This window comes from Amycolatopsis sp. lyj-346 (genome assembly GCF_046548975.1).
Lineage (GTDB): Bacteria > Actinomycetota > Actinomycetes > Mycobacteriales > Pseudonocardiaceae > Amycolatopsis.
Genome location: NZ_JAJPWT010000001.1, coordinates 1,294,197 through 1,320,697 on the forward strand (window position 1 = coordinate 1,294,197; position 26,501 = coordinate 1,320,697).

The window sequence follows — 26,501 nt, forward strand, 5'->3', positions numbered from 1 at the left end:
GTGGCGGCCCGGGGCTTTCGGCTGAGCGTGACGCAGCGGATCCTGCTGGTAGTCGCGGTTCTCGCGGTGGCGCTCTTCGGGTACTGGGCGACGAACCGAGGCGCGGGCGCGACCCCGCCGGCCTCCAGTGCGCCGGTGCCGGTCGGCGCGGCCGACGTGCAGAAGCAGCTCGACGAGCTGACGATCGCTGCGCGGACGTCCATGGACGGCTATTCCCGCGAGAAGTTCCCGCACTGGGACAGCCAGGGGTCCGGCTGCGACACCCGCGAGGTCGTCCTCAAGCGCGACGGCAAGGACGTCAAGACCGACAAGGACTGCAAGCCGACGTCCGGGACGTGGACCAGCGTCTACGACGACGAGACCTGGACGAAGGCCACCGACGTCGACATCGACCACATGGTCCCGCTCGGGCAGGCCTGGGCGAGTGGCGCGAAGGCGTGGACGACCGAGAAGCGCGAGCAGTTCGCCAACGACCTGACCCGGCCGCAGCTGTTCGCCGTCACCGACAACGTCAACCAGCAGAAGAGCGACAAGGCGCCCGACCAGTGGAAGCCGCCGGTGGTGGCGTTCTGGTGCACCTACGCCACCGACTGGATCGTCGTGAAGCACTTCTACGGGCTGACCGTCACGCAGGCCGAGAAAACCGCCTTGACCGACATGTTGCGCCGCTGCTGAGCTGACCGGCGTGACAACTTTCGCGTTGATCCACGGAGGCGGCGGCAGCGGCTGGGACTTCCACCTGCTGGTGCCGGAGCTGGCGGCCCGCGGGCACGACGCGGTCGCCCCCGACCTGCCGATCACCGACTCCTCGGCCGGGCTGGCGGAGTTCACCGAGACGGTGCTGGACGCGCTCGGCGGACGCACGGACGTCGCCGTCGTCGGCCATTCGTACGGCGGGTTCACCGCGCCGCTGGTCGCGGCGAAGGTCCGGGCGCGGCTGCTGGTGTACCTGACCGGGATGATCCCGGCGCCGGGGGAGCCGCCGAGGGAGTGGTGGGGCAACACCGGCTTCGCGTCGCCGAAGGGCCTGACCGAGACCGAGCAGTTCTTCAACGGCGTTCCGGCGGCGCTCGCCGAGGCGTGCCAGGCGCACGGGCGCGAGCAGGTCAGCAAGGAGGGGGACGAGCCGTGGCCGTTGCCGGCGCACCCGGACGTCCCGACCCGGGTGCTGCTGGCCCGCGACGACCGGTTCTTCGTCCCGGACTTCCAGCGGCGGGTGGCCCGCGAGCGCCTCGGCATCGAGCCGGACGAGCTCGACGGCCCGCACTGCGTGCCACTCAGCCACCCGAGCCCGCTGGCCGACCGGTTGGTGAGCTACCTGTAGCCCGCGTTCACCAGCGGTCGAGGTGCAGGACCTCGTCCAGGGGCTGCCGCGCGGCGGGCTTGAACGTGTCGCCCGTGTAGAACGCCGTCGGGATCAACGCCGCCTGGTGCACGTTCTTCGGCAGCCCCAGCACCTCCGCCGCTTCCTGCTCGTACTTCAGGTGCAGCGTCGTCCACGCCGTGCCCAGTGTCACCGAGCGGGCCGCCAGCATGTAGTTCCACACCGCCGGCAGCAGCGACGCCCACAGCCCCGCCTGGTTCCCCGAAGGCAGTTCCGAGGACGCCGTCTCCAGGCAGGGGACGACCAGCACCGGGACGTCACCCATCCGGTCGGCCAGGTACGCGACGCTGTCGCCGACCCGCTGCTGGACCCGGGCCCGCGCCGGGTCGTCCGCGAACAGCTTGCCGGCGGCGTTCGGGGACGCCAGGTACTCGTGGCACGCGCGGCGGTAGATCTCGCCGAGCGCGGCGCGCTGGCCCGCGTCGGTGACGACCAGCCACTGCCACCGCTGCGTGTTCGAGCCGCTCGGCGCCTGGAGCGCGACCTGCACGCAGTGCTTGACCAGGTCGAGTGGCACCGGGCGCGCGAAGTCGAGGCGCTTGCGGACGGTCCTGGTCGTGGTCAACAGCTCTTCGGGCGTCATCATCGGCCCATCATGCCGGGCTCACCAGCGGTCGTGCACCAGCGGCCGGATCAGTTCGTCGTAGGTCTCGCGGACGCCGGCGGCCGCTTCGGCGGACAACGGCGGCAGGGCGGCGGCCGCGGTGTTCGCTTCCGCCTGTCCCGCGTTGCGGGCGCCCGGGATCACCGTGCTGACGCCGGGCTGGTCGATGATCCAGCGCAACGCGAACTGCGCGAGCGTCTGCCCCGGCGGCACGAGCCCGCGCAGCCGTTCGACGGCCGCCAGCCCGACCTCGTACGGCACGCCGGAGAACGTCTCGCCGACGTCGAAGGCGTCGCCGTGCCGGTTGTAGTTGCGGTGGTCGTTCTCGGCGAACGTCGTGTTCGCCGTGTAGCGCCCGGACAGCAGGCCGGACGCCAGCGGCACCCGCGCGATGATCCCGGCGCCCGCCTCCGCCGCCACGGGCAGCACGCGCTCCAGCGGCTTGAGCCGCAGGCAGTTGAGGATGATCTGCACCGAGGCGACGTTCGGCCGCGCCAGTGCCGTCAGCGCCTCTTCGCACGTCTCGACGCTCACGCCGTACGCCTTGATGCGGCCTTCGCCGACCATGGCGTCGAGCGCGTCGTACACCGCGTCGGAGGAGTACACCGGTGTCGGCGGGCAGTGCAGCTGGACCAGGTCGAGCGTGTCGACGCCGAGGTTGCGGCGCGAGCGGTCGTTCCACTCGCGGAAGTTCGCGGCGACGTAGTTCTCCGGCACCTGCTCGACCCGGCGGCCCATCTTGGTCGCCACGAAGACGTCCCCGCGCTCGGCGAGGAACCGGCCGACCAGCCGTTCGCTGCGGCCGTCGCCGTAGACGTCGGCGGTGTCGAAGAAGGTGACACCGTTGTCGGCCGCCGCGTGCAGCACGGCCAGCGCGTCGTTCTCGTCGACCTCGCCCCAGTCCGCCCCGAGCTGCCAGCAGCCGAGCCCGACGACGGACACCTCGCGGCCCAGGCGGGCGATCTTGCGGTTCTCCATGTCGCGATCCAAGCACACGACCGGCGCCTATGATCGGCCGTCATGGCCATGACTTCCGGTCCGGAGGGGCTGGGAACCCGGATGCGGCACGTCCTCGAGATCCTCGACGGCGACGTCGCGCGGTTCCTCGCCGACATCGGCCTCGACGACTACCGGCCGCGGTACTCGCCGGTGGTGCGGGCGCTGCTGGCGCGTGGCCCGCTGGCCATCCGCGACCTCGCCGAAGAGATGCGCGTGACGCACTCGGCGGCCAGCCAGACGGTCGCGCAGATGAACCGGGCCGGTTTCGTGAGCCTCGAGCCGGGGGCCGACGCCCGGCAGCGGATCGTGTCGCTCACCGCGAGAACGCGCGAGCTGCTGCCGCTGATCGAGGCGGAGTGGGCGGCGACGACCGAAGCGACGGAGGCGCTGGAAGCCGAGCTGCCGTACTCGCTGCGCGCCCTGCTGGACGCGATCGCCGAGGCACTGGAGCGCAAGCCGTTCCGTGAGCGGATCGGCGAGACCGGCGCCGCACGGGAACTGCGTCGATGAAGCGTGTCGACAACGCGTGTCAGTAGCGCGTGCCGGTCAGGTGTCCGGCAGCCGGAAGACCGCCCAGACGTACTTGCCGCCGGGGCAGCGTTCGAAGCCCCAGTCCAGCGACAGCGCCTGGACCAGGACGAGCCCGCGGCTGCGCGCCTCGGCCGGGGACGGCGCCCGCAGCTCGGGCAGCATCCGGCCGGTGTCGTGCACCCGCAGCGTCAGGAGCCCGTCGTCGTACTCCAGTTCCAGCCGCGGGGGCCGTTCACCGTGCTCGAAAGCGTTGGTGACCAGCTCCGACGTCGCCAGCAGGACGTCTTCGAGCCGGCGCTCCGCCACACCGAACCGGAGCAGCGCCGCCCGGACCTCGTGCCGGGCCAGCGCCGGCGCGGTGACGTCGGCCGGGAGGAGCACCCTCAGCGAGGCGGTCGCCGCGGCTGCGCGCTGCGGCGTACTCGACGTCGTCATCCGGTCCCCCTCCCAGTGAGTTCGGTACCGCCCGCCAAGTACCCAGGCGGGTGGGCGGCTAATCAGGTGCCGTCGGCCAGCTCGGATTCGTCCAGACCGGACCGCAGTTTCTTGAGCGTCGCGGCCAGCAGCCGCGACACCTGCATCTGGGACACCCCGACGCGGCGGGCGATGTCCGACTGGCTCATCCCGGAGCCGAAGCGCAGCGCGACGATCTTGCGCTCCCGCTCCGGCAGGCTCTCCAGCATCGGGCGCAGCGCCTCGCGCAGCTCGGCCTGGCCCAGCTCGGCGTCCGGCGCCCCGAAGCGCGTGTGCGCCGCGTTCTCCAGCAGGTGGTCCAGCGAGGCGCCGTAGCGGCCCTGGCCGGCGCGGAGTCCTTCGTAGACGTCCTCGATGGGCACCCCGAGCCGCGCGGCGATCTCACTCGGCTTCGGGGCGCGCGAGAGCTGCACGGTGAGCTCCTCGCGCGCGGCGGAGATGTTCGCGTTCAGCTCCTTGAGCCGCCGCGGCACCCGCACCGACCAGCTGTTGTCCCGGAAGTGGTGCCGCAGCTCCCCGGAGATGGTCGGCACGGCGAACGCCAGGAAGTCCGTCCCCTGTCCGGGGTCGAACCGGTCGACGGCGTGGATGAGCCCGACCGTGGCGATCTGGACCAGGTCCTCCATCGCCTCGTCGCGGTTGCGGAACTTCCGGGCCAGGTTCCGCGCCAGCTCCAGGTGCGCGCGCACGAGGGTGTCGCGGAGGCGTTCGCGCTCCGGCGAGTCCGCCGGCAGGGTGGCGAGTTGGGTGAACAGCGCGCCGACGCCGAGGTCGTTCCCGCTGCTCCCGGCGGGATCGCTCACGACTCCGTCGCCTGGCTTTCCCGGACGAGGTCCACCCGGGACAGGTAGCGGCCGTTCTCCGGGGTGATCGTGCGCTCGGCCGTCGTCGCGAGGGCGGTCAGCAGCTGCCACGACAGGCCGGCGTCGTCCTCGTGCTCGGCGCTGTTGGCCAGCACCGACACCGAGACCTCGATGCGCGGCCCGCTCCAGGAGAAGACGCACGTCAGCCGGCCGTCCGAGCTGGCGGGAAGCAGCAGCGAGCACGCTTCGTCGACCGCCATCCGGAGGTCCTCGACGGCGTCGAGGTCGAAGTCCTGGCGCATCGCGATGTCGGCCACGATGGTCCGCAGCGTGGGCACGACGTGCGGGATCGCGGCTGTCCGCACCTCGATGACCTGCGCGCCTTCCGGGACGAGCGGGGCGTTGTCCTCCACGTTTGTTCCTTTCTCCGCACTCGCGCTCCAGGTGGTCGGCGGTGTCCTCTCACGCCCGGGAGCGAGATGCCCGTGGTGTGAGCAAACCAAACCCGCGTTTGATCCGCTCCACCGGCGGGCATGTAGCGGTCGACGTGCTGATCCTGGGAAAGGCAGGGACGACATGGCTGACGTGAGCCGGCTGCCCAACGTGGTTGCGGAAGAGTGGGAATGGCAGCTGCACGGCTCGTGCCGGGGTGCGGACAGCAGCCTGTTCTTCCACACGGACAACGAGCGGGGTTCGGCGCGGGAGCGGCGGGAGGCGCGGGCGAAGGCCATCTGCCAGGCCTGCCCGGTGCTGGCCCAGTGCCGCCAGCACGCGATGACCGTGCAGGAGCCGTACGGCATCTGGGGCGGCCTCGGCGAGATCGAGCGGCGGCAGCTCTTCCTGCGCCAGCGCAGGGCGGCGCGGAAGGCGATGAGTGCGCACTGAGCAGAGCCCTGAGCAGGCAGGATTTGATCGCCGGTGAGCAGTACACGCGAAAGGGCGGCGGCCGTGGCGGGCGCGGCCGCTTCCTGGGTTAGGGTTGGCCCCGGAGTTGCCTTGACCGTGCCAGGCGCGAGCTTTGGAAAGGCACGGTGACACGGTTGCCGCTTGAGACAACAGGCGCGTACCCGGCGCAGGAGCAGCGCCTGACGAGGAGAAACTGCATGCCCGCAGCCGACCAGAACGCCACCCCGCCCGGGTTCGGCATCACGCTGGACACCGACGCGACGGAACCCCGGGTGGTGGTCACCGGCGAGCTCGACCTGCTGACCAGTCCGCAGCTGCAAGAGGCCCTGGCGGGGCTGATCGCGGACAAGCGCGCACAGCGGGTCGTAGCCGATCTGACCGGGGTGACCTTCTTCGATTCCTCCGCGCTGAACGTGGTGCTCCGCGCACAACGCCAGGCCGGCGAGCAGGACGTCGAACTCGCGGTCGTCCCCAGTCCCGCGGTGAGCCGGGTGATCGAGCTCACCGGCGTGGCCGAACACCTGAGCGTGTCGGAGGATCCCCAAGCCTGACCGCCCGCTACGGTTCCGCGGAGTACTTCCGCGGATCCTGGGGGCGGCACGATGATGGGGCGGACGCATGCCCTGACCGGCTGGTGCGCGGGCTTGGCCCTGGCGCCCGCGGTGGGGGCGGGCTCGGTGCACCAGGCGGTCGTCTTCGCGGCGACCACGGCGGGTTTCGCCCTGCTGCCCGATCTCGACCACCCCGGAGCGAGCGCGTCCCGCCTCCTCGGCTGGCTGACGGGTGCGTTGTCCTGGGTGCTCCGCCGCGTGTCGGCCGGGTTCTACGCGCTGACGAAGGGGCCCCGGGACGAGAAGGTGTCGGGCAAGCACCGCCACCTGTCCCACACGGTCCTGTTCGCGGCCGGCCTCGGCCTGCTGACGTCGTGGGGCACCACCGAGGGCGGCCCGTGGGCCGTCGTGGGCGTGGTCGTCTTCGGCTTGATGCTGGCCGAAGGCGCACTGGGCGACTGGCTGCTGCCGGTGAGCGGCGCGGCGGTGGCGTGGTGGTTCTTCACCGCACCACCCGATCGCGCGGGTGAACTGGCGGCCATTTCGGGCTGGCTCGGCATCGCGGTCGCGGCGGGCTGCGTCACCCACTGCCTGGGCGACGCCCTGACCGAGTCCGGCTGCCCGTTCCTCTTCCCCCTCCCGATCGCCGGCGAGACGTGGTACGAGATCCGCCCGCCGCGGGTGATGCGCTTCCGGACCGGCAAGAAGGTCGAGACGCGGCTGATCTTCCCGGTGTTCGCGGTGCTCGGCGTGCTGCTGGTGCCGGGGGTGTGGGACCACGCGGTGAGCACGTTCGAGCGGCTGTTCATCCCGCCGTCGAGCCAGCAGGCGACCACGCCTTGAGCCGTTCGGCCCGGCACGGTGCGCGGAACCGGAATTCTCCTGGGAGACTGGGCGTTGAATCGGAACGGTGGGCCCGCTTAACCGGCCCGCACTCCGGTTGTTCCCCGAGGAGACGTGATGGAGAAGATGCGCGCCGACGCGCGGCGCAACCGGGCCAAGGTGCTCGCCGCCGCTGAAGAGGCGTTCGCGCTGGACGGTCTCGCCGTGCCGCTCGACGACATCGCGCGGCTCGCCGGGGTCGGGGCCGGGACCGTCTACCGGCACTTCCCCAGCAAGGAAGCGCTGTTCCAGGCCGTCGTCCTGGAACGGATCCAGCAGTTCGCCGAGGAAGCCCGTGCGCTCGCCGCCGCCGAGGACCCCGGTGACGTCTTCGTCGACTACTTCGTCCGCGTCATCAAGCAGGCGTCGCTCAACCGGGCGATCTGCGACGCCCTCGCCGAGTCGAGCGGGCACGCCTTCAAGGCCGGTGCCGGCGCGGAATTCCGCGCCGCGCTGGGCGAGCTGCTCGCCCGTGCGCAGGCCGCGGGCGCCGTCCGCGCCGACATCGACGGCGACGACCTGCGGGCGCTCATCGTCGGCTGCCTCGCCGTCGAGCGGTACGCGCCGGGGAGCGCGCACCTGGTCCGCGTGGTCGTCGACGGCCTGAAAGCGGTGAAGGCGTGAAAATCTCCGGGTGCGCATCCGGTAACACGACGTAAGATCAAGGCGAGTCAGTCCTCGTACCTGCGCTGCGCGTGGCGAGGGGGTGCCCGGATGAGTGGCCGACCTACCTGGGGTTCCGCCGCGGTCACCGGCCTCGCCGGGTTCGCCACCGGCCTGCTGGTGGCCGCGCTGCTCGTCGCCGGGCGGGACGGCCCGCGCACCCCGGAGCTCCCCACCCCGCCGACCAGGACCGTTTCCGCGGCGCCGGTCACGGTGACTTCGTCCGTGCCGCCGTCCACGGTCACGGCCGTCGAGACGTCCCCGCCGACGACCACCACCAGCTTCATCGAGGTCACGGTCCAGCCGACGACCTCGGTCACGCCGAGCTCGACGACGCCGGCGTTGCCGCTGACCTCCGGCTGGCGCGACTGACGATGCAACCCGCCGTCCGCCGGCACCGTCTGGGCGGTATGCGTTACGTACTGGGGTTCGCGATGCTCGCCGCCGTGACGGCCGGTTGTGCCGGGCCGGAGGTCGCCTGCCCGGCGATCGGCTTCGCCGTCGGCATCGGCCTGTCCATCCCGTCGCCGGACGGCATCTCGAAAGCGACCCTCGAAGCCTGCTGGCGCGGCCGGTGCAGCACGCACGAGGTCGGCCTCCACCCCGAGACGACGGCAGGCGCGACGACCTGCACGGGCACCGGCCCGGACGATTCGTGCGGCACCTCGATGCGCCCGACCGGTGGCCTCCAGGGCTTCGCGACCATCCCGGGCCTGCCCGCCGAGCCGGTGAAGGTCACCGTCCGGTTCGACGACGGGAAACCGCACACCGTCGAGGTGACGCCGGCCTTCAGCGAGCCGAACGGCCCCGCCTGCGGGAAGGCGGGGCCCCAGGCGCAGCTCGTCGCCGGTCCCGGCCACGAGCTGCGGGTGCGTTAGCCGACGTCCCGGCGCTTCCAGCCGGCCAGCCCGGCCACCAAGGCGGCGACTGTGACGGCCAGCAGCCACCCGAGCGGCGTCGCCGTGAACTCCTGACCAGGGATCTTCGGCGGGTGCTGGAACGGCGAAACGTCCAGCACCGCCTGCGGCAGGTTGACGATCGGGCCGAACAGGCTCAGCAGCAGCGCCAGCGCGCCGACGGCCCACGCCGCGGCCGAAAAGCCCGGCAGCAACCCGAAGATCGCCACCGCCAGCGCGACCACCACCCAGGCCGCGGGCAGCTGGACGAGCATCCCGGCGAGCGTGTCCGCGAGCGAGCCGCCGACGTCGCCGGTGCGCAGCCCGTTGGCCAGGCCCATGAACACCCCGCCGGACAGCAGCAGCGCCGCCGTGCCGAAGAAGGCGAACACCAGGTGGCTGCCCGCCCAGCGCAGCCGTCCGACGCTGGTGGCCAGCACCGGTTCGAGCCGGATCGCGGTCTCCTCGCCACGCATCCGCAACACCGCCTGGACGCCGTACAGCGACGCGACCATGGCGAACATCCCGGCCATCGCGGCGAGGAACGCCTTCGTCAGCGCGTGGCTGCCGCCCAGCCGCTCGAAGATCTGCTGCGCCTGCGGGCTGGATCCGACGAGGTCGCCGACGCCGCCGGCGATCGAGCCGAACACCGCGCCGGCCACGGCCGTGCCGATCGTCCAGCCGAGCAGCGGGCCGCGGTGCAGCCGCCACGCGAGCGCAAGCGGCGACCGCAGGCTCGCCGCGGCCCGTGCCGGGCCGGGCCGCGGCGGCAGGACGCCGACGCCGACGTCGCGGCGGGGCAGCAGCCAGTACCCGAGCCCACCGGCGGCCAGCGCGAAGCCCACCGGCAGCAGGAGCACCCACCAGCGTTCGCCGGCGAACGCGCGGACCTGCTGCACCCAGCCGATCGGCGACAGCCAGGACAGCCAGCGAGCGTCCACAGTGGAATCCCCGGCACCGCGCAGGAGGAACGCGGCGCCGACGACGGCCGTGCCGATGCCGTTGGCCGTCCGGGAGTACTCGGCCAGCTGGACGGCGACCGCCGCGACCGCGGTGAACACCAGCCCGGCCAGCGCTTCCGCCGCGCCGAAGGCGAGCGAACCGGCCGCGGGCAGGCCGGCCCCGATCATGGTGACCGCCTGGACCAGCCCGATCAGCACGCTCGCGCCGCCGGCCACCAGCACCGCCGCCGTCAGCGCCGCGTACCGGCCGACGACCGCGGACCCGAGCAGTTCCGCACGCCCCGTGTCCTCCTCGGCGCGGGTGTGCCGGGTGACCGTGAACACCACCATCAGCCCGGTGAGCAGCGCCAGGAACCCGCACATGCGCCAGGCGATGAACCCGCCGGCCGTGGTCAGGTCGAACGGCGGGCCGTAGAGCAGCGCGTAGGAGGGGTTGGCGTTCGCCCCCGCCTGCAGGGCGAGCCGGTCGGCGACGGTCGGGTAGAACTGCGTGAACGTGTTGACCGTGCTCGCCGGGACGATGCTGAGCAGCACGATCCAGATCGGCAGGATGACGCGGTCGCGGCGCAGGGCGAGCCGGGTGAGGTGCCAGGTGCCCGCCAGTTCGCGGGCCGGCGCCACGACGGCCGGGCGTTCGAGGGTCGCGGTCATTTCGCGCTCGCCTCGGTCGTGTAGTGGCGCAGGAACAGCTCTTCCAGCGTCGGCGGCTGGCTGACCAGGCTGCGGACGCCGGCCTCGGTCAGCTGCCGCAGGGCTTCGTCGAGCGAGCGCGTCTCGACGTCGAAGCGGACGCGGTTGCCCTCGACCTTGAGGTCGTGGACGTTGGCCAGGTCCGCCAGCCCGTTCGGCGGCCCGGCGAGCTCGGCGGTGATCGACGTCCGGGTCAGGTGGCGCAGCTCGGCGAGCGTGCCGGACTCGACCGTGCGGCCGTTGCGGATGATGCTGACCTTGTCGCACAGCGCCTCGACCTCGGCGAGGATGTGGCTGGAGAGCAGCACGGTCCGGCCCTGCTCGCGCTCCTCCTGGATGGCGTACTGGAACGTCGCCTCCATCAGCGGGTCGAGGCCGGACGTCGGTTCGTCGAGGATCAGCAGGTCGACGCGGGAGGCGAGGGCGGCGACGATGGCGACCTTCTGCCGGTTGCCCTTCGAGTACGTCCGCCCCTTCTTCTTGGGGTCGAGGTCGAAGCGCTCGATCAGGTCGTTGCGGCGCCGCTCGTCCAGCCCGCCGCGCAGGCGGCCGAGCAGGTCGATCACCTCGCCGCCGGAGAGGTTGGGCCAGAGGTTGACGTCGCCGGGCACGTAGGCCAGCCGTCGGTGCAGGCTCGCGGCGTCCTTCCACGGGTCGCCGCCGAGCAGCCGGACGTCCCCCGCGTCGGCGTGGAGCAGGCCGAGCAGGACCCGGACGGTGGTCGACTTCCCAGCGCCGTTGGGGCCGAGGAAGCCGTGCACCTCCCCAGCGGGTACCTGCAGGTCCAGGCCGTCGAGGGCCTTCGTCCGGCCGAACGACTTGTGCAGGTCGATGACCGAAATGGCGTTTTCCATGGTTCAGAAGCTACACTCGCTTCATGAAGTTGTGAAGTTAAGAAAATGTCTAGATTCAGTGATCATGGGAGACGGGTACGGGAGAATGGGCCGATGACGACGCCTGACACGAAGCGAGATGAAGACGCCGTCCGCCGGTACGTCGAGAGCCTCGGGCTCGTGCTTTCGCAGATCGGCATGCAGCGCATGCCCGCCCGGGTGTTCGCCGCGCTGATGACCACCGACGAGGGCCGGCTGACCGCCGCCGACCTGGCCGCCCAGCTGTCGGTCAGCCCGGCCGCCGTCTCCGGCGCGGTGCGCTACCTCGAACAGATCGGCCTGGTCGCCAAGGAGCGCGAGCCCGGCGAGCGCCGCGACCACTACCGCCTCTACGACGACCTCTGGTACGCCACGTTCATGAAGCGCGACCGCATGATCATCATGTGGCGCGACGCGGCCGAGAACGGCGTCGGCGCCCTCGGCGAGGACACGCCCTCGGGCAAGCGGCTCGCCGAGATGCGGGACTTCCTGTCGTTCATGCTCGAGGAGCTCAACGGCATGTACGAGCGCTGGCACAAGCTCCGCGAGGAGAAGAACGCCTAGAGCCCGGCGAGCAGCACGTCCGCGAGCCGCTCGGCGTGGTCGGCGGGTTCGCGCTCTTCGAACGTGGCCAGGAACGCCTGCTGGAAACACGCGCCGAGCAGCAGGGCCGCGGCCGCTTCGACGTCGGTGTCCGCCTTGATCCGGCCCAGCGCCCGCTCGGCACGCAGGTACGCCGCGACGCCGTCCAGCACCACGCGCGGGCCGCGCTCGCCGAGCCGTTCGCGGTGGGACCGCAGCAGCTCACGCGAGGAGAAGACCGAGACCGCGATCGGGAACCCGTCGAGGTAGAAGGCCAGGCCGAGCCGGGCGACGCGGACCAGGTTGGCCCGCAGCGGTGCCTGGCCCGGATTGGCGGTCAGCTCGGCCAGTGCGGCGCCGAGCGCGGGCAGCGCCCCGGCCATGACGCTGAGGAACAGTTCGGTCTTGTCGCGGAAGTGCTTGTAGAGCATCGCCTCCGAGTAACCCGCGGTCTGCGCGATGACCTTCGTCGTCGCGTGGGCGTAGCCCTGCTCGCGCATCACCTTCGCGGCCGCGGCGACGATCTCTTCGCGGCTTCCCATGGTGGCTCCCTGAGTGCGTTCTCAGCTCGGTTAGTAAACACTCACTCTACCTGGTGAGTGTTTACTAACCACGAAGGAGACACCATGGAAATCACCGTGCTCGGGGCCACCGGCGGCGTCGGCGGCGAGGTCGTCAAGCAGGCCCTGGACCGCGGCTGGCGCGTGACGGCCGTCGTGCGCGACCCCGCCCGGCTGAAGCTGCCGGCCGAGGTCGTCGTCGCGGGCCTGCACGAACAGGAGAAGCTGGCCGCGGCGATCGAGGGGCGCGACGCCGTGGTGTCGGCGCTGGGGGCGCGTGACCGCAAGCCGACGACGGTCTGCGCCGACGGCGCCCGCGCGGCGCTCGAGGCCGGGGCGAAACGCCTGCTGGTGGTCAGCGCCAGCGGGCTGGACACCGACGGCGACGGCCCCTTCACCCGGACGCTCGTGAAGCCGATGCTCAACGCGATGCTGAAGAACGGCTACGCGGACATGCGCGCGATGGAGGACCTGGTCATGGCCAGTGCCGTGGACTGGACCGTGGTCCGCCCGCCGATGCTGCTGAACGGCCCGCGCACCGGCGTCGTGAAGAGCAGGCTCGACGGCAACGTGCGTGGCAGCTACACGATCCGGCGCGCCGACGTCGCCGGGTACCTGCTCGACGCCGTGGCGGACCCCACCCTGATCAGGCGGAAGGTTTCCATCGCCCACGGATAATCCGCCTTCCTCGCCACCGCCGCCCTCAACGGAGGCGCTTCGCGCCGCTGGTCTAATTCCGGGATGGTGCTCCTCGCTCAAGCTGTCTACGTCAAGCGCAAGACCCCCCGGCTGCCCGGCGCGGCCGGACCGACGGAAGGGCTCGTCCCGGGCGCGGGCGAGCCCTTCCGCCTGGCCGTGCTCGGTGAATCCACAGTGGACGGCGTCGGCGCGGCGGACCACGAGGAAGCGCTCACCGGCTGCCTCGCCCGCGAGCTGGCCCGCGACGGCCGGGCGGTGCGCTGGCAGGCGGTCGGCCGGACCGGCGCCAACGCCCGGATCGTCCGCGACGAGCTCGTCCCGCTCGTCCGCCCAGCCGACCTGGTCGTGATCGCCCTCGGCGTCAACGACACCATCGAGCTCCGGACGGCCGCGGGCTACCGCCGTGACCTCCTGCGTCTGGTGCTCGAACTGCGCCGCCGGCTGGGCCCGGTCGACGTCCTCCTGGCCGGGGTACCACCGATGTCCCGCTTCCCCGCTCTGCCGCGTCCGCTGCGTGACGTCCTTTCGGCCCGCTCGGCCGCGCTCGACACCGCGGCCGCGGCTCTCGGCCGCCTCCCCGGCGTCCGGCACGTCCCGATGGATCCGGAGCTGCTCGACCCGGCCGCCTTCGCGAGTGACCGGTTCCACCCGGGCCCCGCCGGCTACGCCCGGTGGGCCGGGACGCTGGCACACGCCGTGATCAGTTAGCCGCTCAGCGTCGATCTTCAAAAAATTTCGCCGGATCCGGTATCTGGCGGCGCCCCCACTGCGTCCTGTGGAGCAGCCAAGCACGAAAGGGAACACGACAGGGGGTGTCGCGTTCGCAGTGAACGCGGTGGCCGGGAGCCGAGGGGGCTGCCGGACACCGTCGGCCGGGTGCCCTTCGGGGGAGGGGGCACCCGGCGGGGCCCGTTGGGGAGCGGGCCCTTGAGGGAGGGGAGTACCGGCCGGCGCGGGTCCGCCCGCGCCGGCCGGTACCTCGTGGAACCGCCAGTTGCCCGGTTAGTGCACAACCGACGAAGTAAGTGACCTTGATGTATCCGAGATCCACCTGCACGCTCCTTCCCCCCGAAGGACCCGCGATACTGCCATTGCCGACTGGAAGACTCTTCCGAAGAGGGGCAGATACGGTGACCGACGTGCAAACCACAGAGGTAGATCCGCCGTGGGAGGGCCTGACCGGCGCCGAGCTGCACGCCGCGTGCATGCAGGCCGCCAGAGAAGGTGACCGCCGGGCGATGGCCCGCCTCGTCGAAGAGCTGACCCCGCTCGTCTGGCACGTCGCCCGGGCCAACGGGCTCGACCGCGCGGTCGCCGAAGACGTCGTCCAGACCGTGTGGCTCGCCCTCTTCAGCCAGCTCGGCAAGCTCCGCGACCCCAAGGCGCTGGCCGCCTGGCTGATCACCACCACCCGCCGCGAGGCCACCCACCCGTTCGGCCGCCGCATCCAGCCGGTGCCGCTGAGCGACGAGGTCGCCGAAGCCATGCCGAGCACCCAACCGGCACCCGAAGACGAAGCCGTCCGCGCCGACCGCGACCGCCGGGTCTGGCGCGCCTTCGTCCGGCTGCCCCACCGCTGTCAGGAACTGCTCCGGCTGACCGTGCTCGCGGGTCGCGCGGAGTACCAGCTCGTCGCCGAGGCGCTGCGCATGCCGCGCGGCAGTGTCGGCCCGACCAGGGGTCGCTGCCTCGACCAGATGCGCGATCTCCTCGCCAGTGAAGGGGGAAGCCGATGAACGACCTCGGGGCACCGGGGGGCCAAGCCTCCTTCGGTGATGACGTGCTGCTGGCCGACTTGGGCCGGTTCCTCGACGAGCTGGACCCACCGCCGGGTGACTTGGTGCAGCGGGTGCAGTTCGCGCTCGCCCTCGAAGACCTCGACGTCGAGGTCGCGCGGTGGGAACGGCTGGACAACCTCGCCGGCGTCCGCGGCGGCGGCACCGGCACGATCACCTTCACGGTCAGCGACCTGACGGTGATGATCAACCTGACCAAGATCGGCAAGCTGCACCGCATCGACGGCTGGCTGGTGCCGGCCGGGCAGTACGGCGTCGAAGTGCGCGTCGCCGAGCACGGCACCTCGTCGACCATGGCCGACGAAGGCGGCCGGTTCGTGCTCGACAACGTGCCGCGCGGGACGACGCAGATCCTCGTGCACCTCGGTGACGTGTCGTGCCGCCGGACCGTCGTGACCCCGACGGTCGTGCTTTAACCCAGGAAGTCGGCCAGGGGGACGGGAATCAGCCCGTCCTTTTCGGCCTGCTCGACGAACGCCGTGTAGTCCTCTTTGAACGTCTTCCGGAAGTGCATCAGCACGATGTCGCCCGGCTTGAGCTTGTCGCCGGACTGGAACTGGACGTGCCCATCGTTGACCGCGGCCGTCCACAGCACCGCGGCACGCATCCCGCAGGCGGCCGCCGCGCGCAGGGTGTTCTGGTCGTAGTTGCCGAACGGCGGCCGGAACAGCGCCGGGCGGATGCCGAGGCCGCGCTGGAAGTCGTCGGCGTCGTCGCAGATCTCCTTGCGCTGGAACTCGTACGGCTTGCCCTTGAGGTTCGGGTGGTCGACCGTGTGGTCGCCGAGCGTGGCGCCGGTGGCGTCGAGGATCTGCTTGAAGTAGGCCTCGTGGCCCTGGACGTACTTCTGGTTCAGGAACAGCACCGGGTGGGTGCCGTTCTGCCGCATCAGCTTCAGCGCGTCGGGATCCTTCACCGCGCCGTCGTCCATGGTGAGGAACACGTACGGCTTGCCGGTGGCGATCCGGCGGATGAGCGGGACCTGGCCGTTCTCGACCGGGGGCGCCTTCTGCTGGACCGTGCCGAACGGGTACGGCCCGGACGCCCGCACGTCGGGGCCCACGCCCTGTGGTGCCGGGTTGGGCCGGCTCGTGCCGGTCTCCCGGCGGTCCGGCTCGCCTGCCGAACACGCCGTGAGGGCCAGCGCCGCCGCGGCCACCACCGCCACCAGTCGCTTCATCCCGCGTCCCCTCTCTCGCCAGCGATCGTGAAGACCACCCGAAAGAGTGACGTGGACGGGGAGGGGAAGTTGCGCGTGGCGATCTTGTGTGGCCGGAACCACCCAGGTCAGCGCCCGGTTTCGGCCGCCTTGACCAGCATGCCGGACATCAACCGGATCACTGCCCGGAGCGTGGCGGCCAGCGCCGGGCCACTGCCGCGAACCGGCTCGGTGAACGACCCCGTCCACCGCAGGTGCGTACCGCCGCCGGTGGCCGGCGTGAAGAGCACTTCGGCGCGGTAGTCGTGGAGCGGCTTGCCACCGGCGAAGGCGTAGACGTGCTTGCGGCCGGGCTCGTACTCCAGGGTCTCTTCGCGGATCAGCACCGGCCAGAGGCCGACCTCGCGGACGGCGCCGACGCCGTCCGGCTCGGCGGTGCCCCGGCGGGCCCAGCGGGCCTGGACGATGAGTGGCTTTCCCCACTCCGCCCAGCGCGGGCCGTCCGTCTCCAGCGCGAAGAGCGCCTCCGGCGGCGCGGTGCTCGTGCGGTTGACCTCGAACGAGTACTTGCGACCCACCGGAACCTCCCACGTTGTTGACAGGTTGATAATTAATCGTCTCCGGGAGCGTAGGTCAAGATGAGGGGGTGAGCACGCCGCGCCCCGACCTCGCCGCGCCGCACTGGCTGGTCCAGCTCCTGCGCAGCACGCCGGTGCCGGTGCCGTGGAACATGGTCGCCCGGGCCGTGGCCGCGCTGGCCGTGCCGCTCGCGGTCGCGTACGCGGCGGGGGACATCGCCGTCGGCGCGCTCGTCTCGACCGGTGCCCTGCCCGCCGTGCTGTCCGAATCGGCCGGGCCCTACCGCTACCGCGCCCGGCGCCTCGGCGGGGCGACGCTCGCCGCGACCGCGGGCTACCTCGTCGGGCTGCTCACCGGCGGCACGCCCGCGCTGTCCGTGCCCGCGGTGATCCTGGTCGCCGCGGTGTCGGCGGTGATCAGCGCGGCCGGGAGCAACGCCTCGGTCGCCGGCCTGCAGATGATCGTCTTCTGCGTGCTCGCCACCGGACAGCACGCGACCGGTGTCCGCGTCGAGGTCCTCTTCGGCTGCTTCTGCCTGGGCGCGGCGTGGAGCCTCCTGGTCGCGCTCGTCACCTGGACGGTCCGGGCGACCAGCCCCGAACGCACCGCCGTCGCGCACGTCTACGTCGAGCTGGCCGCGATGCTGTCGGCGACCGACGAAGCCGTCTCGCGGGTGGCCCGCCACCGGCTGACCACGGCGATGAACACCGCCTACGACCAGCTGCTCACCGCACGCTCCTGGCTGTCCGGCCGCGACGCGGCCTACCGGCAGCTGCTCAACCTGCTCTCGGCGACGACGCCCGCCGTGGAGGCGTCGGTGGCGATGGTCAACGCCGGCCGCCGCCCGGCCCGCGAGGTCATCGACCACTTCGTCGCGCTGTCGGCGGCGGTGCTGGCCGGTCAGCCGCTGCCGCCCCCGCCGCCACCCCCGCCCGGCGACCCCGACCCGGTCCTCGCCGCGCTCTACGCGGGACTGGTCCGGATCGGCAAGGGCGACGACCGCAAGCGCCGGGAGCCGACGCCGTGGCACCGCCGCCTGCGGGAGTGGGCGGGCTCGCTCGCGTCCGGCCCGCTGACCTGGATCGCCACGCTGCGGCTGACGCTGTGCGTCGCGATCGCCGAGGGCGTCGGCCTGCTCGTGCCGCTGGAGCGGTCGTACTGGATCACCCTGACCGTCGGCATCGTGCTCAAGCCCGACTTCGGGTCCGTCTTCGGCCGCGCGGTGCTGCGTGGCATCGGCACGGTCATCGGCGTCGGGATCGGCGCCGCCGTGCTCGGCCTCGGGGCGCAGGGGTGGGTGCTGGTGGTGCTCAGCGCGGTCTTCGCCGGCGGCATCGCGGTGGGGAAGGTGCGCAACTACGGCATCCAGAGCGCCTTCGTGACGCCGTTGATCATCCTGCAGATGGGCCTGTCCCACACCGGCAACTGGAACGTCGTGCTGGCGCGGCTGGTCGACACCGTGCTGGGGTGCGTGATCGTGCTCGTCTTCGGCTACCTGCTGTGGCCGGGCAGCCGGCGCCCGCGGGTGGGCGGGCGGCTGGCCGACGGCCTGGACGCGGTCGCGAAGTACGTCTCGCACGCGCTGGTCGAGGCGTCGTCGGGGGAGGCGCGGCTGGCGCGGTCCCGGGCGCGGCGCGGTGCCTACCGGGCACTGGCCGACCTGCGGACGGCGTTCCAGCAGGCCGTCGTCGAGCCGTCCGCGCACGGCCGCCAGGCGGTGGCGTGGTGGCCGGTGATCGCCGCGCAGGAGCGCGTCGCGGACGCCGTCACCGAGGTCGGGGTGACCATCGGCCGGGGAGTGCCGCCGCCCGGCCCGGCCGACGTCGAACTGCTGACGGCCGCACTGGGTGAACTCGCGGCGGCCGTCCGGGAGCAGCGGGAACCGCGGTCGATGCCGCTGCCGGACGCCCCGCAGCTGGCCGGGGTGGTCGACCAGCTGGAGTCGGCGTTCGACGCCGTCCGCGGCCCCGACCTGGCCGAACGCGCGCCGCTGGGCCTCGTCCGGCGGTTCCTGCCCTACCACCGGCGCACGTGAGGTCCGTGCGGTTCAATGCACCCATGGGAATCGACTTCGAAGCGTTGAAGGGCAAGGCCGAAGAGGCCCTGCGCGAGCACAACGACAAGATCGAGGAAGGTCTGGACAAGGCCGCCGGCTTCGCGAAGTCGAAGTTCGCCGGGCACGACAGCCAGATCGACAGCGGTGTCGAGAAGGCGAAGGACTTCCTCAACAAGTTCGACGACACGCCCGACAACCCGCCGGCGCGGTAGTTACTGGACCTCGCCGGTCGCGATCCCGTCGGAAAGGCCGGTGATCCGGCCGCCGCGCTCGCCGAGGGCGATCAGGCCCTGCCGCGCGTCCGGTGCGGCCAAGCTGATCCGGACCCCGGCCCGTTCGGCGTCCAGGCCGGCGGCAAGCGCTTGCGCGCCTTCGTATCCCGCGTTGATCGTGGCCGCGAGCCCCCCGGTCGACGCGAGCGAGCCCCGCGCCGCGCCGAGCCGTCCCAGTGCTTCGTCGACGATCGGCAGCAGCGCGTCCCGGTTGCCTTCGGTCATCGCGCGGACGAGCTGCGGGTTCGAGCCGGCGACACGCGTGCCGTCGCGGTAGGACCCGGCGGCGAGCGACATCGCCAGCGGGCCGCCCTCGGCGCCGATCGTGGCCAGGATCGCCGCCAGCAGGTGCGGCAGGTGCGAAATCCGCGCGACGGCCTCGTCGTGCGACTCCGCGGGCAGCGGGACGACGTGCGCCCCGACGTCCAGCACGAGCTTCGCCACCTCGGCCCAGGCTTCGAGGTCGGTGTCCTCCTCGACGGTGATCACCCAGGCGGCGCCCTGGAACAGCGCGGCGTCCCCGGCCAGCCAGCCGGAGTTCGACGTCCCGGCCATCGGGTGCCCGCCGACGTACCGCGTGTACGGCACGCGACGGCGGACCGCGTCCAGCACCGGCGCTTTCACGCTGGTCACGTCGGTGAGCAGGCAGTGCGACGCGTGCTGGTTGACCAGGCGCAGCAGGTCTTCGACGGCCGGGAGCGGCACGGCGAGCACGACCATCGCGTCCTCGGCCGCGGCCCGGTGCAGGGCCGTCTCGACGTCCGTCGTGACGTCGTAGCCCGCTCTGCTCGCCGCGTCGGCGTCCACTTCGGAAACCGCCGCACCCCACGCCGTGCGGCCGCTGGTGGCCGCCGCGCGCAGCAGTGACCCGCCGATCAGCCCGAGCCCGATCACGCATACGTCTCGCACGGGGCCCATCCTGCCAGTGCCGGGCCCGTCTCGGGCTACCGCGCGGCGGCGAGCCTTCTCAAGGGGCGAAGGCGGCCGAGGGAACCGCGCCGGCGGCGGCCGAGCCGCGGAGCAGTTCGGTCAGGTCGTGGGGCCGGGCCGGTTCCGCGGTCGGCGCCGCCGCCACGATCCGGTCCAGCCGGAAGCCCCGGCCGGCCCGCCGGGTGCGGCACCAGGCGATGAGGTACCAGCGGCCGCCGGCGGTGAGCAGCCCGGCCGGTTCGACGACGCGCTCGCTCTCGTGCCCGGCCGCGTCCGTGTACGACAGCCGCAGCACGAGGTTCCCGGTGATGGCCTGTTCCACCGCGGTACGGGTCGCCGAGCCGCCGTCCGAGAGCAGGGTGACGATCCGGGCGGCGAGCTCCCGTGCCGCCGCCGAGCCCAGCCGCCGCCTCGCCCGGGGATGGCCCGCACCGGGACGCAGAGCCGCTCGTCCTGGCCGGCCGCGGAGCCGAACGCCCAGCCGCCGCCGTGGAGGTGCAGGTACACGCCGTCGACCCCTTTCCGTGTGAGCTGCGCTACAGCGCGGCCGCGAGCCGCGTCCCCTGGTCGATCGCGCGCTTCGCGTCGAGTTCCGCGGCGACGTCGGCGCCGCCGATCAGGTGCACCGGCAGCCCGGCCGCCCGCAGGTCGTCGGCGAGGTCACGCACGGGCTCCTGACCGGCGCAGACGACGACCGTGTCGACGTCAAGGACCCGCGGCGTGCCGTCGACGGTGATGTGCAGGCCGTCGTCGTCGATCCGCTCGTACGTGACGCCGGTGAGCTGCTCGACGCGCTTGGCCTTGAGCGCGGCCCGGTGCACCCAGCCGGACGTCTTGCCGAGCCCGGCGCCGATACCGGACTTCTTGCGCTGCAACAAGAACACCTGCCGCGGTGACGGCGCGGGCCGCGGCGTACCGAGCCCGCCCGCTGCCTGTTCCGGGTCGGTGACACCCCATTCGGCCAGCCACGCGTCCAGGTCGAGCGCCGGCGAACCCGAGTGCGTGAGGAACTCGCTGACGTCCACGCCGATGCCGCCGGCCCCGATCACCGCGACCCGCGTGCCGACCGGCTTGCCGTGCTTGACGACGTCCACATAGGACAGCACCTTGGGGTGGCCGATCCCGGGCAGCGACGGCACCCGCGGCGCGACCCCGGTGGCCAGCACGACTTCGTCGAACCCGGTGAGCTCGGCGGCGGACGCGCGCGTTCCGAGGTGCAGCTTCACCCCGGTCACTTCCAGGCGCCGCTGGTAGTAGCGGATGGTCTCGGCGAACTCCTCCTTGCCGGGGATCTTCCGCGCGATGCCGAACTGGCCGCCGATCTCGTCGTCGGCTTCGAACAGCTCGACGCGGTGCCCGCGTTCGGCCAGTGCGGTCGCCGCCGCCAGCCCCGCCGGCCCGGCGCCGACGACGGCGATCTGCTTCGACCGCCGTGCCGGCGCCAGCGTCAACGTCGTTTCGTGGCCGGCGCGCGGGTTGACCATGCAGGACACGAGCTTGCGCTTGAAGGCGTGGTCCAGGCAGGCCTGGTTGCAGGCGATGCAGGTGTTGATTTCGTCCTCGCGGCCGGTCTCGGCCTTCCGGATCCACTCGGGATCGGCCAGGAACGGGCGGGCCATCGACACGAGATCGGCGTGGCCGCTGCTCAGCGCTTCCTCGGCGACCTGCGGCATGTTGATCCGGTTCGACGTGACGACCGGGATGGTGACGTGCGGCTTGAGCTTCCCGGTGACCCAGGTGAACGCGGCGCGCGGCACCGACGTGACGATCGTCGGAACCCGGGCCTCGTGCCAGCCGATGCCGGTGTTGATGATCGTGGCGCCGGCGGCCTCGACGTCCTTCGCGAGCGCGAGGACGTCCTCCCAGCGCTGGCCGCCGGGAACCAGGTCCAGCATGGAGAGCCGGTAGATGATGATGAAGTCGTCGCCGGTCTTTTCCCTGGTGCGCTTGACGATCTCGACGGCGAACCGGCGCCGCTTCTCCGGCGTGCCGCCCCAGGCGTCGGTGCGCTTGTTGGTGCGCTCGGCCAGGAACTGGTTGATCAGGTAGCCCTCGGAGCCCATGATCTCGACGCCGTCGTAGCCCGCTTCGCGCGCGAGAGCGGCGCAGTCGGCGAAGGCGCGGATGTGCTGACGCACGCCGTAACCGGTGAGCGCGCGCGGCCGGAACGGGTTGATCGGCGCCTTGATGCTCGACGCCGACACGCTCAGCGGGTGGTAGGCGTACCGGCCGGCGTGCAGGACCTGCAGGGCGATCTTGCCGCCTGCCTCGTGCACCGGCGCGGTGAGCTGCCGGTGCTGCCGCGCCTCGGCGGACGTCGTCAGCTTGGAGGCGAGCGGCAGCAGCCAGCCGGTGCGGTTCGGCGCGAACCCGCCGGTGACGATCAGGCCGACACCGCCGCGGGCGCGTTCGGCGTAGTACTCGGCCAGCTCGGGGAAGTGGGCCGCCTTGTCCTCGAGGCCGGTGTGCATCGACCCCATCAGGACGCGGTTGCGCAGCGTCGTGAAGCCGAGGTCGAGCGGGCTGAGCAGGTGCGGGTACGGGTTCATCGGGCGTCCTTCGGGTGGGAGAGGGCGGCGAGGACTTCGTCGAACCACTCGACCTGGCCCTCTTCGACGCGGATGCCGCCGCGCAGGACCAGGTACTGGTGCAGGTGGCGGCCCTGGAGTTCCGCGGGCGCGGGGAAGTCGCGCTTCTCGATCTGGCGGTAGACGTCGAGGCGTTCGGCGTGTTCCGCGCGGTGCCGGACGATCTCTTCGGCCACCTTCGCCGGGTCGCCGAAGGTCGCGCCGCGGATCTTCACGGCCAGCTCGACCGGTCCGGCACCCGGGTCGGGCTCGGCGAGCCAGCGGACGAGTTCGGCGCGGCCGCCGTCGCTGACCGTGTAGACCTTCTTGTCCGGCCGCCCCGACTGCGCGACGACGTCGACGGCCACCCAGCCGGCCTCTTCCATCCGCTTCAGCACCCGGTAGATCTGCTGGTGGGTGGCGCTCCAGAACAGCCCGATCGACTTCTCGAAACGGCGCGTGAGCTCGTAGCCCGAGCCCGCGCGTTCGGACAGCGAGACGAGGATCGCGTGTTCCAGTGCCATGCACCCAGTTTCATATGCACCCAGTTGCAAAGCAACCCGAGGTGGGCACTTTCACGTGAAAGTGCCCGGGGCGGGTGGCGCAAAACGGGTCGACTTCGCGGGCGAAATGACCAGGATGGAGGGGTGCACCCGGTACTCGAACTGATCTCCGAACGGATGGCGACCGGCAGTGTCCCGGGAGAGCGCACCGACGGACGGCGCCTCGCGCTGGCCATCGAGGGCGGCAGCAGCCGCGGCACGTACTCCAGCGGCATGGTCCTCGCGCTGGACGAACTCGGCGTGACGACGGCGTTCGACGCCGTCTACGGCTCGTCGGCCGGCGCGCTGAACGGCGCCTGGCTGCTCTGCGGCCGCTCCTCGACCGGCGTCCGGACGTGGTGGAACCCGGTGGTCATGCGCCGGATCATCAACCCGCTGCACACCCTGCGCGGCCGGGCGGTGATCGACCTCGAATACCTCGTCCACCAGGTCTACTCGGTGCTGGAGCCGATGGACTTCCCGGCCATCCTCGCCAACCCGGTGACGTTCCACCCCCTGGCCACCGACGCCGACACCGGCGAGTCGACCGACCTGCACCCGTTCCTGGCCGACGTCGACGCGGTCAAGATCGCGCTCGCCGCGTCGTCCTGCATGCCGGTGCTGGCCGGACCGCCGATCCCGATGGCCGGCCGCCGGTTCGTCGACGCCGGCGTGGCCGAACCGATCCCGTACCGCACCGCGCTCGCTCAGGGCGCCACCGACGTCCTGGTGCTGCGCACCCGCCGCGCCGACGAGCTGCCGCTGCCGCCGCCGCGGGTGCACGACGTCGTCGTGCCGCGGTTCCTGCGCCGCCAGGCACCCGGCGCGATCCCGGCCTGGCAGGACACCTACCGGCGGGACGTCGAGGACGAGGAGACCCTGGCGGCCGACCCGCGGATCCTGAGCATCCGGCCGCCGGCCGGAGCGCCGGACGTGGCCGTGCTGGAACGCGACCCTCAAGTGCTGCGCCGGGCCGTCGACCTGGGCAAAGGGGCGGTCCTCGACGTGCTGGACAGCCTGCGCGAGGCGTCTTAGGGCTTGCGGGCGACGCCGCCGATCACCCGCGACTCGGACGGCGAGCCGGTGAACACGGTGTGCTCGTCCGGGTGCCACGCCGGGGCGTAGACGAGCCCCGGCTCCAGCATCGGCCAGCCGCCGAAGAAGCGTTCGAACTCGGCCATCGTCCGCAGGAAACCCGGGTTCGTCGTGGACTCGTAGTACTCGAGCAGGTCGAGCAGCGCCTGCCGCTCGTCCTCGTTCACCGGGTTCTCGTTGGTCATCTGCGACAGCACCAGCAACGAGCCCGGGGCCAGCCGTTTGCGGTAGAACGCGAGCAGCTCGTCCGGCTTCTGCTCGTCCTTGACGAAGTGCATGACCGCGTTGATCACCAGTGCGATCGGCTCGCGCACGTTGATGATCTCCGACGCCTTCACCCGCTCCCAGAGGTCGTCCGGCTGCAGGAAGTCCGCGGCGATCGCGTGGTGGCGCTCCGGGTCGGCGGTGTCGGCGAGCAGCAGCGTCGAGTGGGCCAGCGCGATGGGCTCGTTGTCGATGTAGAGCACCCGCGTGTCCAGCTGCGGACTAGTGTCATCGGCGACCTCGTGCACGTTGCCCGCGGTCGGCAGGCCGGAGCCGACGTCGACGAACTGCCGCAGCCCGGCGCGCACGCACTGGCGGACCGCGCGGCCGAGGAACTGGCGGCTCGTCAGGCAGTACTCGCCGATGAGCGGCAGCCGGGCGCGGACCTTTTCGGCGAAGTCGCGGTCGATCGCGTAGTGGGTGTTGCCGCCGATGAAGTAGTCGTAGATCCGCGCGGCCGACGGCCGGTCGAGGCTGCTGGCAACGGCCTTGAGCGCGTCGTCGTGGTTGATCATGACCATCCCTTCGCGGACCATGCTGCCACGGGGCCGATCACGCCGGCGACAACGCCTCCCGATAGGCGTTGACGGACTGCGTCAACCGGTCCAGCTCGGCGCGCATCCGGGCGAGCCCGGCTTCGTCCAGGCTCATCGCGGCGCCGATCACGTCCGGGATGCCCCGCGCCTTCTCGCGCAGTGCCTTCCCGGTTTCGCTCAGGCTGACGCGCACCGAGCGCTCGTCGTCGGCCTGCCGGTTCCGGATCACCAGCCCGGCGGTCTGCAGCCGCTTGAGCAGCGGCGAGAGCGTGCCGGAATCCAGGTTCAGCTCGGCGCCGAGCTCCTTGACCAGGCGGTGGTCCCGCTCCCAGAGCGCCAGCATGACCAGGTACTGGGGATAGGTCAGATCGAGGTCCTCCAGGACGACCCGGTACAGCGACGTCACCGCGCGCGACGCCGAGTACAGCCCGAAGCAGAGCTGGTCGTCCAGCCGCAGGGATGCCATGGCGTCCTCCTCTCTCCTGTTCGCCCATGGTCCTCGACATCCTGCTGGGCGGCAACTCAAGTGCGCTGCATCTCATTGGTCTCAAATTAGTTGTGCACAACTGAGTTGTGAGCTACCTTCGTGACATCAGCTTCCACCCCGAGGAGGACGACATGACCGCCAACCCGCACAACCTGGCCCTCGAACCGGCCGCGCAGGCGTTCGCGGAGGCCACCGACCAGCCGCCGTACCTGTTCCAGCTGCCGCCGGAGGAGGGCCGCAAGGCCGTCGACGGCGTCCAGGACGGCGACGTCGCCATGGCCCCCGCCGAGATCGAGGTGCTGACCGTCCCGGGCGGCCCGAACGGCGACGTCGAGACGCGGATCGTCCGCCCGGCCGGTGTCGAGGGCCCGCTGCCGGTGATCGTCTACATCCACGGCGCCGGCTGGGTGTTCGGCGACTTCCACACCCACGAGCGGCTGGTGCGCGAACTGGCGGCCGGCGTCGGCGCCGCCGTCGTGTTCCCCGAGTACAGCCGCTCGCCCGAGGCGCGCTACCCGGTCGCCATCGAGGAGAACTACGCCGTGGCGAAGTGGGTTGCCCGGCACGGCGCGGAAAAGGGGCTCGACACCTCGCGCATCGCGATCGCCGGCGACTCCGTCGGCGGGAACATGACCGCGGCGCTGACCATCCTGGCCAAGCAGCGCGGCGACGTCACCTTCAAGCAGCAGGTGCTCTTCTACCCGGTCACCGACGCGAACTTCGACACCGGGTCGTACCTGGAGTTCGCCGAGGGCTACTTCCTCGGCCGCGAAGGCATGAAGTGGTTCTGGGACCAGTACACGACGGATGCCGCCCAGCGCGCGGAAATCACGGCGTCGCCGCTGCGCGCGTCGCTCGACGAGCTCGCCGGGCTGCCGCCGGCCCTGGTGATCACCGGCGAAGCCGACGTGCTCCGCGACGAAGGTGAGGTGTACGCGGCGAAGCTGCGTCAGGCCGGTGTTCCCGTGACCGCCGTCCGGTACCAGGGGATCATCCACGACTTCGTGATGGTCAACGCGCTTCGCGAGACGCACGCCGCCGAGGCCGCGATCACCCAGGCCGTCACCGTGCTGTCGCGCGCTCTCGCGAAATAGCCGAGAAACCCTGAGTGCACCGCACGTTGCGACCCTATGGGGGAACTCACAGGGCTGCAACGTGCC

The 26,501-nt window shown here is 71.8% G+C and carries 34 protein-coding genes; 18 read left to right on the forward strand and 16 right to left on the reverse strand.

The window, feature by feature from the left end; translation table 11 throughout:
• Both ACLJQE_RS06305 and ACLJQE_RS06310 read left to right on the forward strand, forming a co-directional pair.
• On the forward strand, positions 1–675 hold the full coding sequence (locus ACLJQE_RS06305; RefSeq protein WP_410638017.1) for an HNH endonuclease family protein: 675 nt from the start codon (positions 1–3) through the stop codon (positions 673–675).
• Positions 676–685: 10 nt separating this feature from the next.
• Positions 686–1,324: an alpha/beta fold hydrolase gene (locus ACLJQE_RS06310; RefSeq protein ID WP_410638018.1), complete on the forward strand. Its 639-nt coding sequence runs from the start codon at positions 686–688 to the stop codon at positions 1,322–1,324.
• Between the two features lie 7 nt (positions 1,325–1,331).
• Here ACLJQE_RS06310 and ACLJQE_RS06315 read toward each other — a convergent pair whose 3' ends face one another.
• Positions 1,332–1,970 (reverse strand): nitroreductase family protein, encoded by a 639-nt coding sequence (locus ACLJQE_RS06315; RefSeq protein ID WP_410638020.1) that lies wholly within the window; start codon positions 1,968–1,970, stop codon positions 1,332–1,334.
• 18 nt (positions 1,971–1,988) lie between these two features.
• On the reverse strand, positions 1,989–2,966 hold the full coding sequence (locus tag ACLJQE_RS06320) for an aldo/keto reductase (protein ID WP_410638021.1): 978 nt from the start codon (positions 2,964–2,966) through the stop codon (positions 1,989–1,991).
• A gap of 48 nt (positions 2,967–3,014) precedes the next feature.
• Between ACLJQE_RS06320 and ACLJQE_RS06325 the strand changes: the two genes are divergently transcribed.
• The gene (locus ACLJQE_RS06325; RefSeq protein WP_410638334.1) at positions 3,015–3,497 is read left to right on the forward strand and encodes a MarR family winged helix-turn-helix transcriptional regulator; all 483 of its coding nucleotides are present in this window, start codon (positions 3,015–3,017) and stop codon (positions 3,495–3,497) included.
• A 36-nt stretch (positions 3,498–3,533) separates the two neighbouring features.
• On the opposite strand, the gene ACLJQE_RS06330 is transcribed toward ACLJQE_RS06325, so the two are convergent.
• The 3 genes from ACLJQE_RS06330 to ACLJQE_RS06340 form a co-directional block, all read right to left on the reverse strand.
• Positions 3,534–3,953, reverse strand: a complete 420-nt coding sequence (locus ACLJQE_RS06330; RefSeq protein WP_410638023.1) for an ATP-binding protein — start codon at positions 3,951–3,953, stop codon at positions 3,534–3,536.
• Positions 3,954–4,015: 62 nt separating this feature from the next.
• Positions 4,016–4,795, reverse strand: a complete 780-nt coding sequence (locus ACLJQE_RS06335) for a SigB/SigF/SigG family RNA polymerase sigma factor (RefSeq protein ID WP_410638024.1) — start codon at positions 4,793–4,795, stop codon at positions 4,016–4,018.
• Positions 4,792–5,208 carry an anti-sigma factor gene (locus ACLJQE_RS06340; RefSeq protein WP_410638025.1) on the reverse strand — a complete coding sequence of 139 codons (417 nt, stop codon included), beginning with the start codon at positions 5,206–5,208 and terminating at the stop codon, positions 4,792–4,794. The genes ACLJQE_RS06335 and ACLJQE_RS06340 overlap by 4 nt, the downstream gene beginning before the upstream one ends.
• A gap of 163 nt (positions 5,209–5,371) precedes the next feature.
• Here ACLJQE_RS06340 and ACLJQE_RS06345 point away from each other — a divergent pair, with 163 nt between their 5' ends.
• The 6 genes from ACLJQE_RS06345 to ACLJQE_RS06370 all read left to right on the forward strand — a co-directional run bounded on the left by ACLJQE_RS06345 (position 5,372) and on the right by ACLJQE_RS06370 (position 8,675).
• Positions 5,372–5,680: a WhiB family transcriptional regulator gene (locus ACLJQE_RS06345; RefSeq protein ID WP_043788536.1), complete on the forward strand. Its 309-nt coding sequence runs from the start codon at positions 5,372–5,374 to the stop codon at positions 5,678–5,680.
• A gap of 218 nt (positions 5,681–5,898) precedes the next feature.
• Positions 5,899–6,252: an STAS domain-containing protein gene (locus tag ACLJQE_RS06350; protein WP_003078104.1), complete on the forward strand. Its 354-nt coding sequence runs from the start codon at positions 5,899–5,901 to the stop codon at positions 6,250–6,252.
• A 54-nt stretch (positions 6,253–6,306) separates the two neighbouring features.
• A complete protein-coding gene (locus ACLJQE_RS06355) occupies positions 6,307–7,095 on the forward strand; it encodes a metal-dependent hydrolase (RefSeq protein WP_410638026.1) in 789 nt (262 codons plus the stop codon).
• 117 nt (positions 7,096–7,212) lie between these two features.
• Positions 7,213–7,758 (forward strand): TetR/AcrR family transcriptional regulator, encoded by a 546-nt coding sequence (locus ACLJQE_RS06360; protein WP_410638027.1) that lies wholly within the window; start codon positions 7,213–7,215, stop codon positions 7,756–7,758.
• A 90-nt stretch (positions 7,759–7,848) separates the two neighbouring features.
• Complete coding sequence (locus tag ACLJQE_RS06365) at positions 7,849–8,169, forward strand: hypothetical protein (protein WP_410638028.1); 321 nt, start codon at positions 7,849–7,851, stop codon at positions 8,167–8,169.
• A 38-nt stretch (positions 8,170–8,207) separates the two neighbouring features.
• Positions 8,208–8,675, forward strand: coding sequence for a hypothetical protein (locus ACLJQE_RS06370; RefSeq protein WP_410638029.1), 468 nt, complete (start codon positions 8,208–8,210; stop codon positions 8,673–8,675).
• Here the strand turns inward: ACLJQE_RS06370 and ACLJQE_RS06375 are convergent.
• Both ACLJQE_RS06375 and ACLJQE_RS06380 read right to left on the reverse strand, forming a co-directional pair.
• On the reverse strand, positions 8,672–10,306 hold the full coding sequence (locus tag ACLJQE_RS06375) for an ABC transporter permease (RefSeq protein ID WP_410638031.1): 1,635 nt from the start codon (positions 10,304–10,306) through the stop codon (positions 8,672–8,674). The two genes, ACLJQE_RS06370 and ACLJQE_RS06375, sit on opposite strands and share 4 nt — an antisense overlap.
• Positions 10,303–11,199, reverse strand: coding sequence for an ATP-binding cassette domain-containing protein (locus ACLJQE_RS06380; protein ID WP_410638032.1), 897 nt, complete (start codon positions 11,197–11,199; stop codon positions 10,303–10,305). Before ACLJQE_RS06380 ends, ACLJQE_RS06375 begins: the two co-directional genes overlap by 4 nt.
• Positions 11,200–11,292: 93 nt before the next feature.
• On the opposite strand from ACLJQE_RS06380, the gene ACLJQE_RS06385 reads away from it, so the two are divergent.
• Positions 11,293–11,781 carry a GbsR/MarR family transcriptional regulator gene (locus ACLJQE_RS06385; RefSeq protein ID WP_410638033.1) on the forward strand — a complete coding sequence of 163 codons (489 nt, stop codon included), beginning with the start codon at positions 11,293–11,295 and terminating at the stop codon, positions 11,779–11,781.
• Here ACLJQE_RS06385 and ACLJQE_RS06390 read toward each other — a convergent pair.
• Positions 11,778–12,341, reverse strand: a complete 564-nt coding sequence (locus ACLJQE_RS06390; RefSeq protein WP_410638034.1) for a TetR/AcrR family transcriptional regulator — start codon at positions 12,339–12,341, stop codon at positions 11,778–11,780. The genes ACLJQE_RS06385 and ACLJQE_RS06390 overlap by 4 nt on opposite strands.
• 84 nt (positions 12,342–12,425) lie before the next feature.
• On the opposite strand from ACLJQE_RS06390, the gene ACLJQE_RS06395 reads away from it, so the two are divergent.
• From ACLJQE_RS06395 to ACLJQE_RS06410, 4 genes are all read left to right on the forward strand, one after another.
• A complete protein-coding gene (locus ACLJQE_RS06395; RefSeq protein ID WP_410638035.1) occupies positions 12,426–13,037 on the forward strand; it encodes an NAD(P)-dependent oxidoreductase in 612 nt (203 codons plus the stop codon).
• A gap of 63 nt (positions 13,038–13,100) precedes the next feature.
• A complete protein-coding gene (locus ACLJQE_RS06400) occupies positions 13,101–13,766 on the forward strand; it encodes an SGNH/GDSL hydrolase family protein (protein WP_410638036.1) in 666 nt (221 codons plus the stop codon).
• 422 nt (positions 13,767–14,188) lie between these two features.
• Positions 14,189–14,794, forward strand: a complete 606-nt coding sequence (locus ACLJQE_RS06405; RefSeq protein WP_410638037.1) for an RNA polymerase sigma factor — start codon at positions 14,189–14,191, stop codon at positions 14,792–14,794.
• Positions 14,791–15,270 (forward strand): carboxypeptidase regulatory-like domain-containing protein, encoded by a 480-nt coding sequence (locus tag ACLJQE_RS06410; RefSeq protein ID WP_410638038.1) that lies wholly within the window; start codon positions 14,791–14,793, stop codon positions 15,268–15,270. Before ACLJQE_RS06405 ends, ACLJQE_RS06410 begins: the two co-directional genes overlap by 4 nt.
• Here ACLJQE_RS06410 and ACLJQE_RS06415 read toward each other — a convergent pair.
• Together ACLJQE_RS06415 and ACLJQE_RS06420 are read right to left on the reverse strand one after the other, a co-directional pair.
• Entirely contained in the window at positions 15,267–16,034 is a 768-nt protein-coding gene (locus tag ACLJQE_RS06415) for a polysaccharide deacetylase family protein (RefSeq protein WP_410638040.1), read from the reverse strand. The genes ACLJQE_RS06410 and ACLJQE_RS06415 overlap by 4 nt on opposite strands.
• Before the next feature lie 107 nt (positions 16,035–16,141).
• A complete protein-coding gene (locus ACLJQE_RS06420) occupies positions 16,142–16,591 on the reverse strand; it encodes an SRPBCC family protein (RefSeq protein WP_410638042.1) in 450 nt (149 codons plus the stop codon).
• Positions 16,592–16,659: 68 nt separating this feature from the next.
• Between ACLJQE_RS06420 and ACLJQE_RS06425 the strand changes: the two genes are divergently transcribed.
• Entirely contained in the window at positions 16,660–18,627 is a 1,968-nt protein-coding gene (locus ACLJQE_RS06425) for an FUSC family protein (RefSeq protein ID WP_410638043.1), read from the forward strand.
• 23 nt (positions 18,628–18,650) lie between these two features.
• Positions 18,651–18,860: an antitoxin gene (locus tag ACLJQE_RS06430; RefSeq protein ID WP_410638044.1), complete on the forward strand. Its 210-nt coding sequence runs from the start codon at positions 18,651–18,653 to the stop codon at positions 18,858–18,860.
• Here the strand turns inward: ACLJQE_RS06430 and ACLJQE_RS06435 are convergent, their stop codons facing one another.
• From ACLJQE_RS06435 to ACLJQE_RS06450, 4 genes are all read right to left on the reverse strand, one after another.
• Positions 18,861–19,814, reverse strand: coding sequence for a prephenate dehydrogenase (locus tag ACLJQE_RS06435; protein ID WP_410638335.1), 954 nt, complete (start codon positions 19,812–19,814; stop codon positions 18,861–18,863).
• Between the two features lie 73 nt (positions 19,815–19,887).
• A complete protein-coding gene (locus ACLJQE_RS06440; protein WP_410638045.1) occupies positions 19,888–20,172 on the reverse strand; it encodes a helix-turn-helix transcriptional regulator in 285 nt (94 codons plus the stop codon).
• Positions 20,173–20,386: 214 nt separating this feature from the next.
• Positions 20,387–22,399 carry an FAD-dependent oxidoreductase gene (locus ACLJQE_RS06445; protein ID WP_410638046.1) on the reverse strand — a complete coding sequence of 671 codons (2,013 nt, stop codon included), beginning with the start codon at positions 22,397–22,399 and terminating at the stop codon, positions 20,387–20,389.
• Positions 22,396–22,941, reverse strand: a complete 546-nt coding sequence (locus tag ACLJQE_RS06450) for a PadR family transcriptional regulator (RefSeq protein ID WP_410638047.1) — start codon at positions 22,939–22,941, stop codon at positions 22,396–22,398. Before ACLJQE_RS06450 ends, ACLJQE_RS06445 begins: the two co-directional genes overlap by 4 nt.
• Positions 22,942–23,064: 123 nt before the next feature.
• On the opposite strand from ACLJQE_RS06450, the gene ACLJQE_RS06455 reads away from it, so the two are divergent.
• Positions 23,065–23,994 carry a patatin family protein gene (locus tag ACLJQE_RS06455; RefSeq protein WP_410638048.1) on the forward strand — a complete coding sequence of 310 codons (930 nt, stop codon included), beginning with the start codon at positions 23,065–23,067 and terminating at the stop codon, positions 23,992–23,994.
• Here the strand turns inward: ACLJQE_RS06455 and ACLJQE_RS06460 are convergent.
• Both ACLJQE_RS06460 and ACLJQE_RS06465 read right to left on the reverse strand, forming a co-directional pair.
• Positions 23,991–24,833 carry an SAM-dependent methyltransferase gene (locus tag ACLJQE_RS06460; protein WP_410638049.1) on the reverse strand — a complete coding sequence of 281 codons (843 nt, stop codon included), beginning with the start codon at positions 24,831–24,833 and terminating at the stop codon, positions 23,991–23,993. The genes ACLJQE_RS06455 and ACLJQE_RS06460 overlap by 4 nt on opposite strands.
• A gap of 37 nt (positions 24,834–24,870) precedes the next feature.
• On the reverse strand, positions 24,871–25,320 hold the full coding sequence (locus ACLJQE_RS06465; RefSeq protein ID WP_410638050.1) for a MarR family winged helix-turn-helix transcriptional regulator: 450 nt from the start codon (positions 25,318–25,320) through the stop codon (positions 24,871–24,873).
• 152 nt (positions 25,321–25,472) lie between these two features.
• On the opposite strand from ACLJQE_RS06465, the gene ACLJQE_RS06470 reads away from it, so the two are divergent.
• Positions 25,473–26,435 carry an alpha/beta hydrolase gene (locus ACLJQE_RS06470; protein WP_410638336.1) on the forward strand — a complete coding sequence of 321 codons (963 nt, stop codon included), beginning with the start codon at positions 25,473–25,475 and terminating at the stop codon, positions 26,433–26,435.
• Positions 26,436–26,501: the final 66 nt, after the last annotated feature.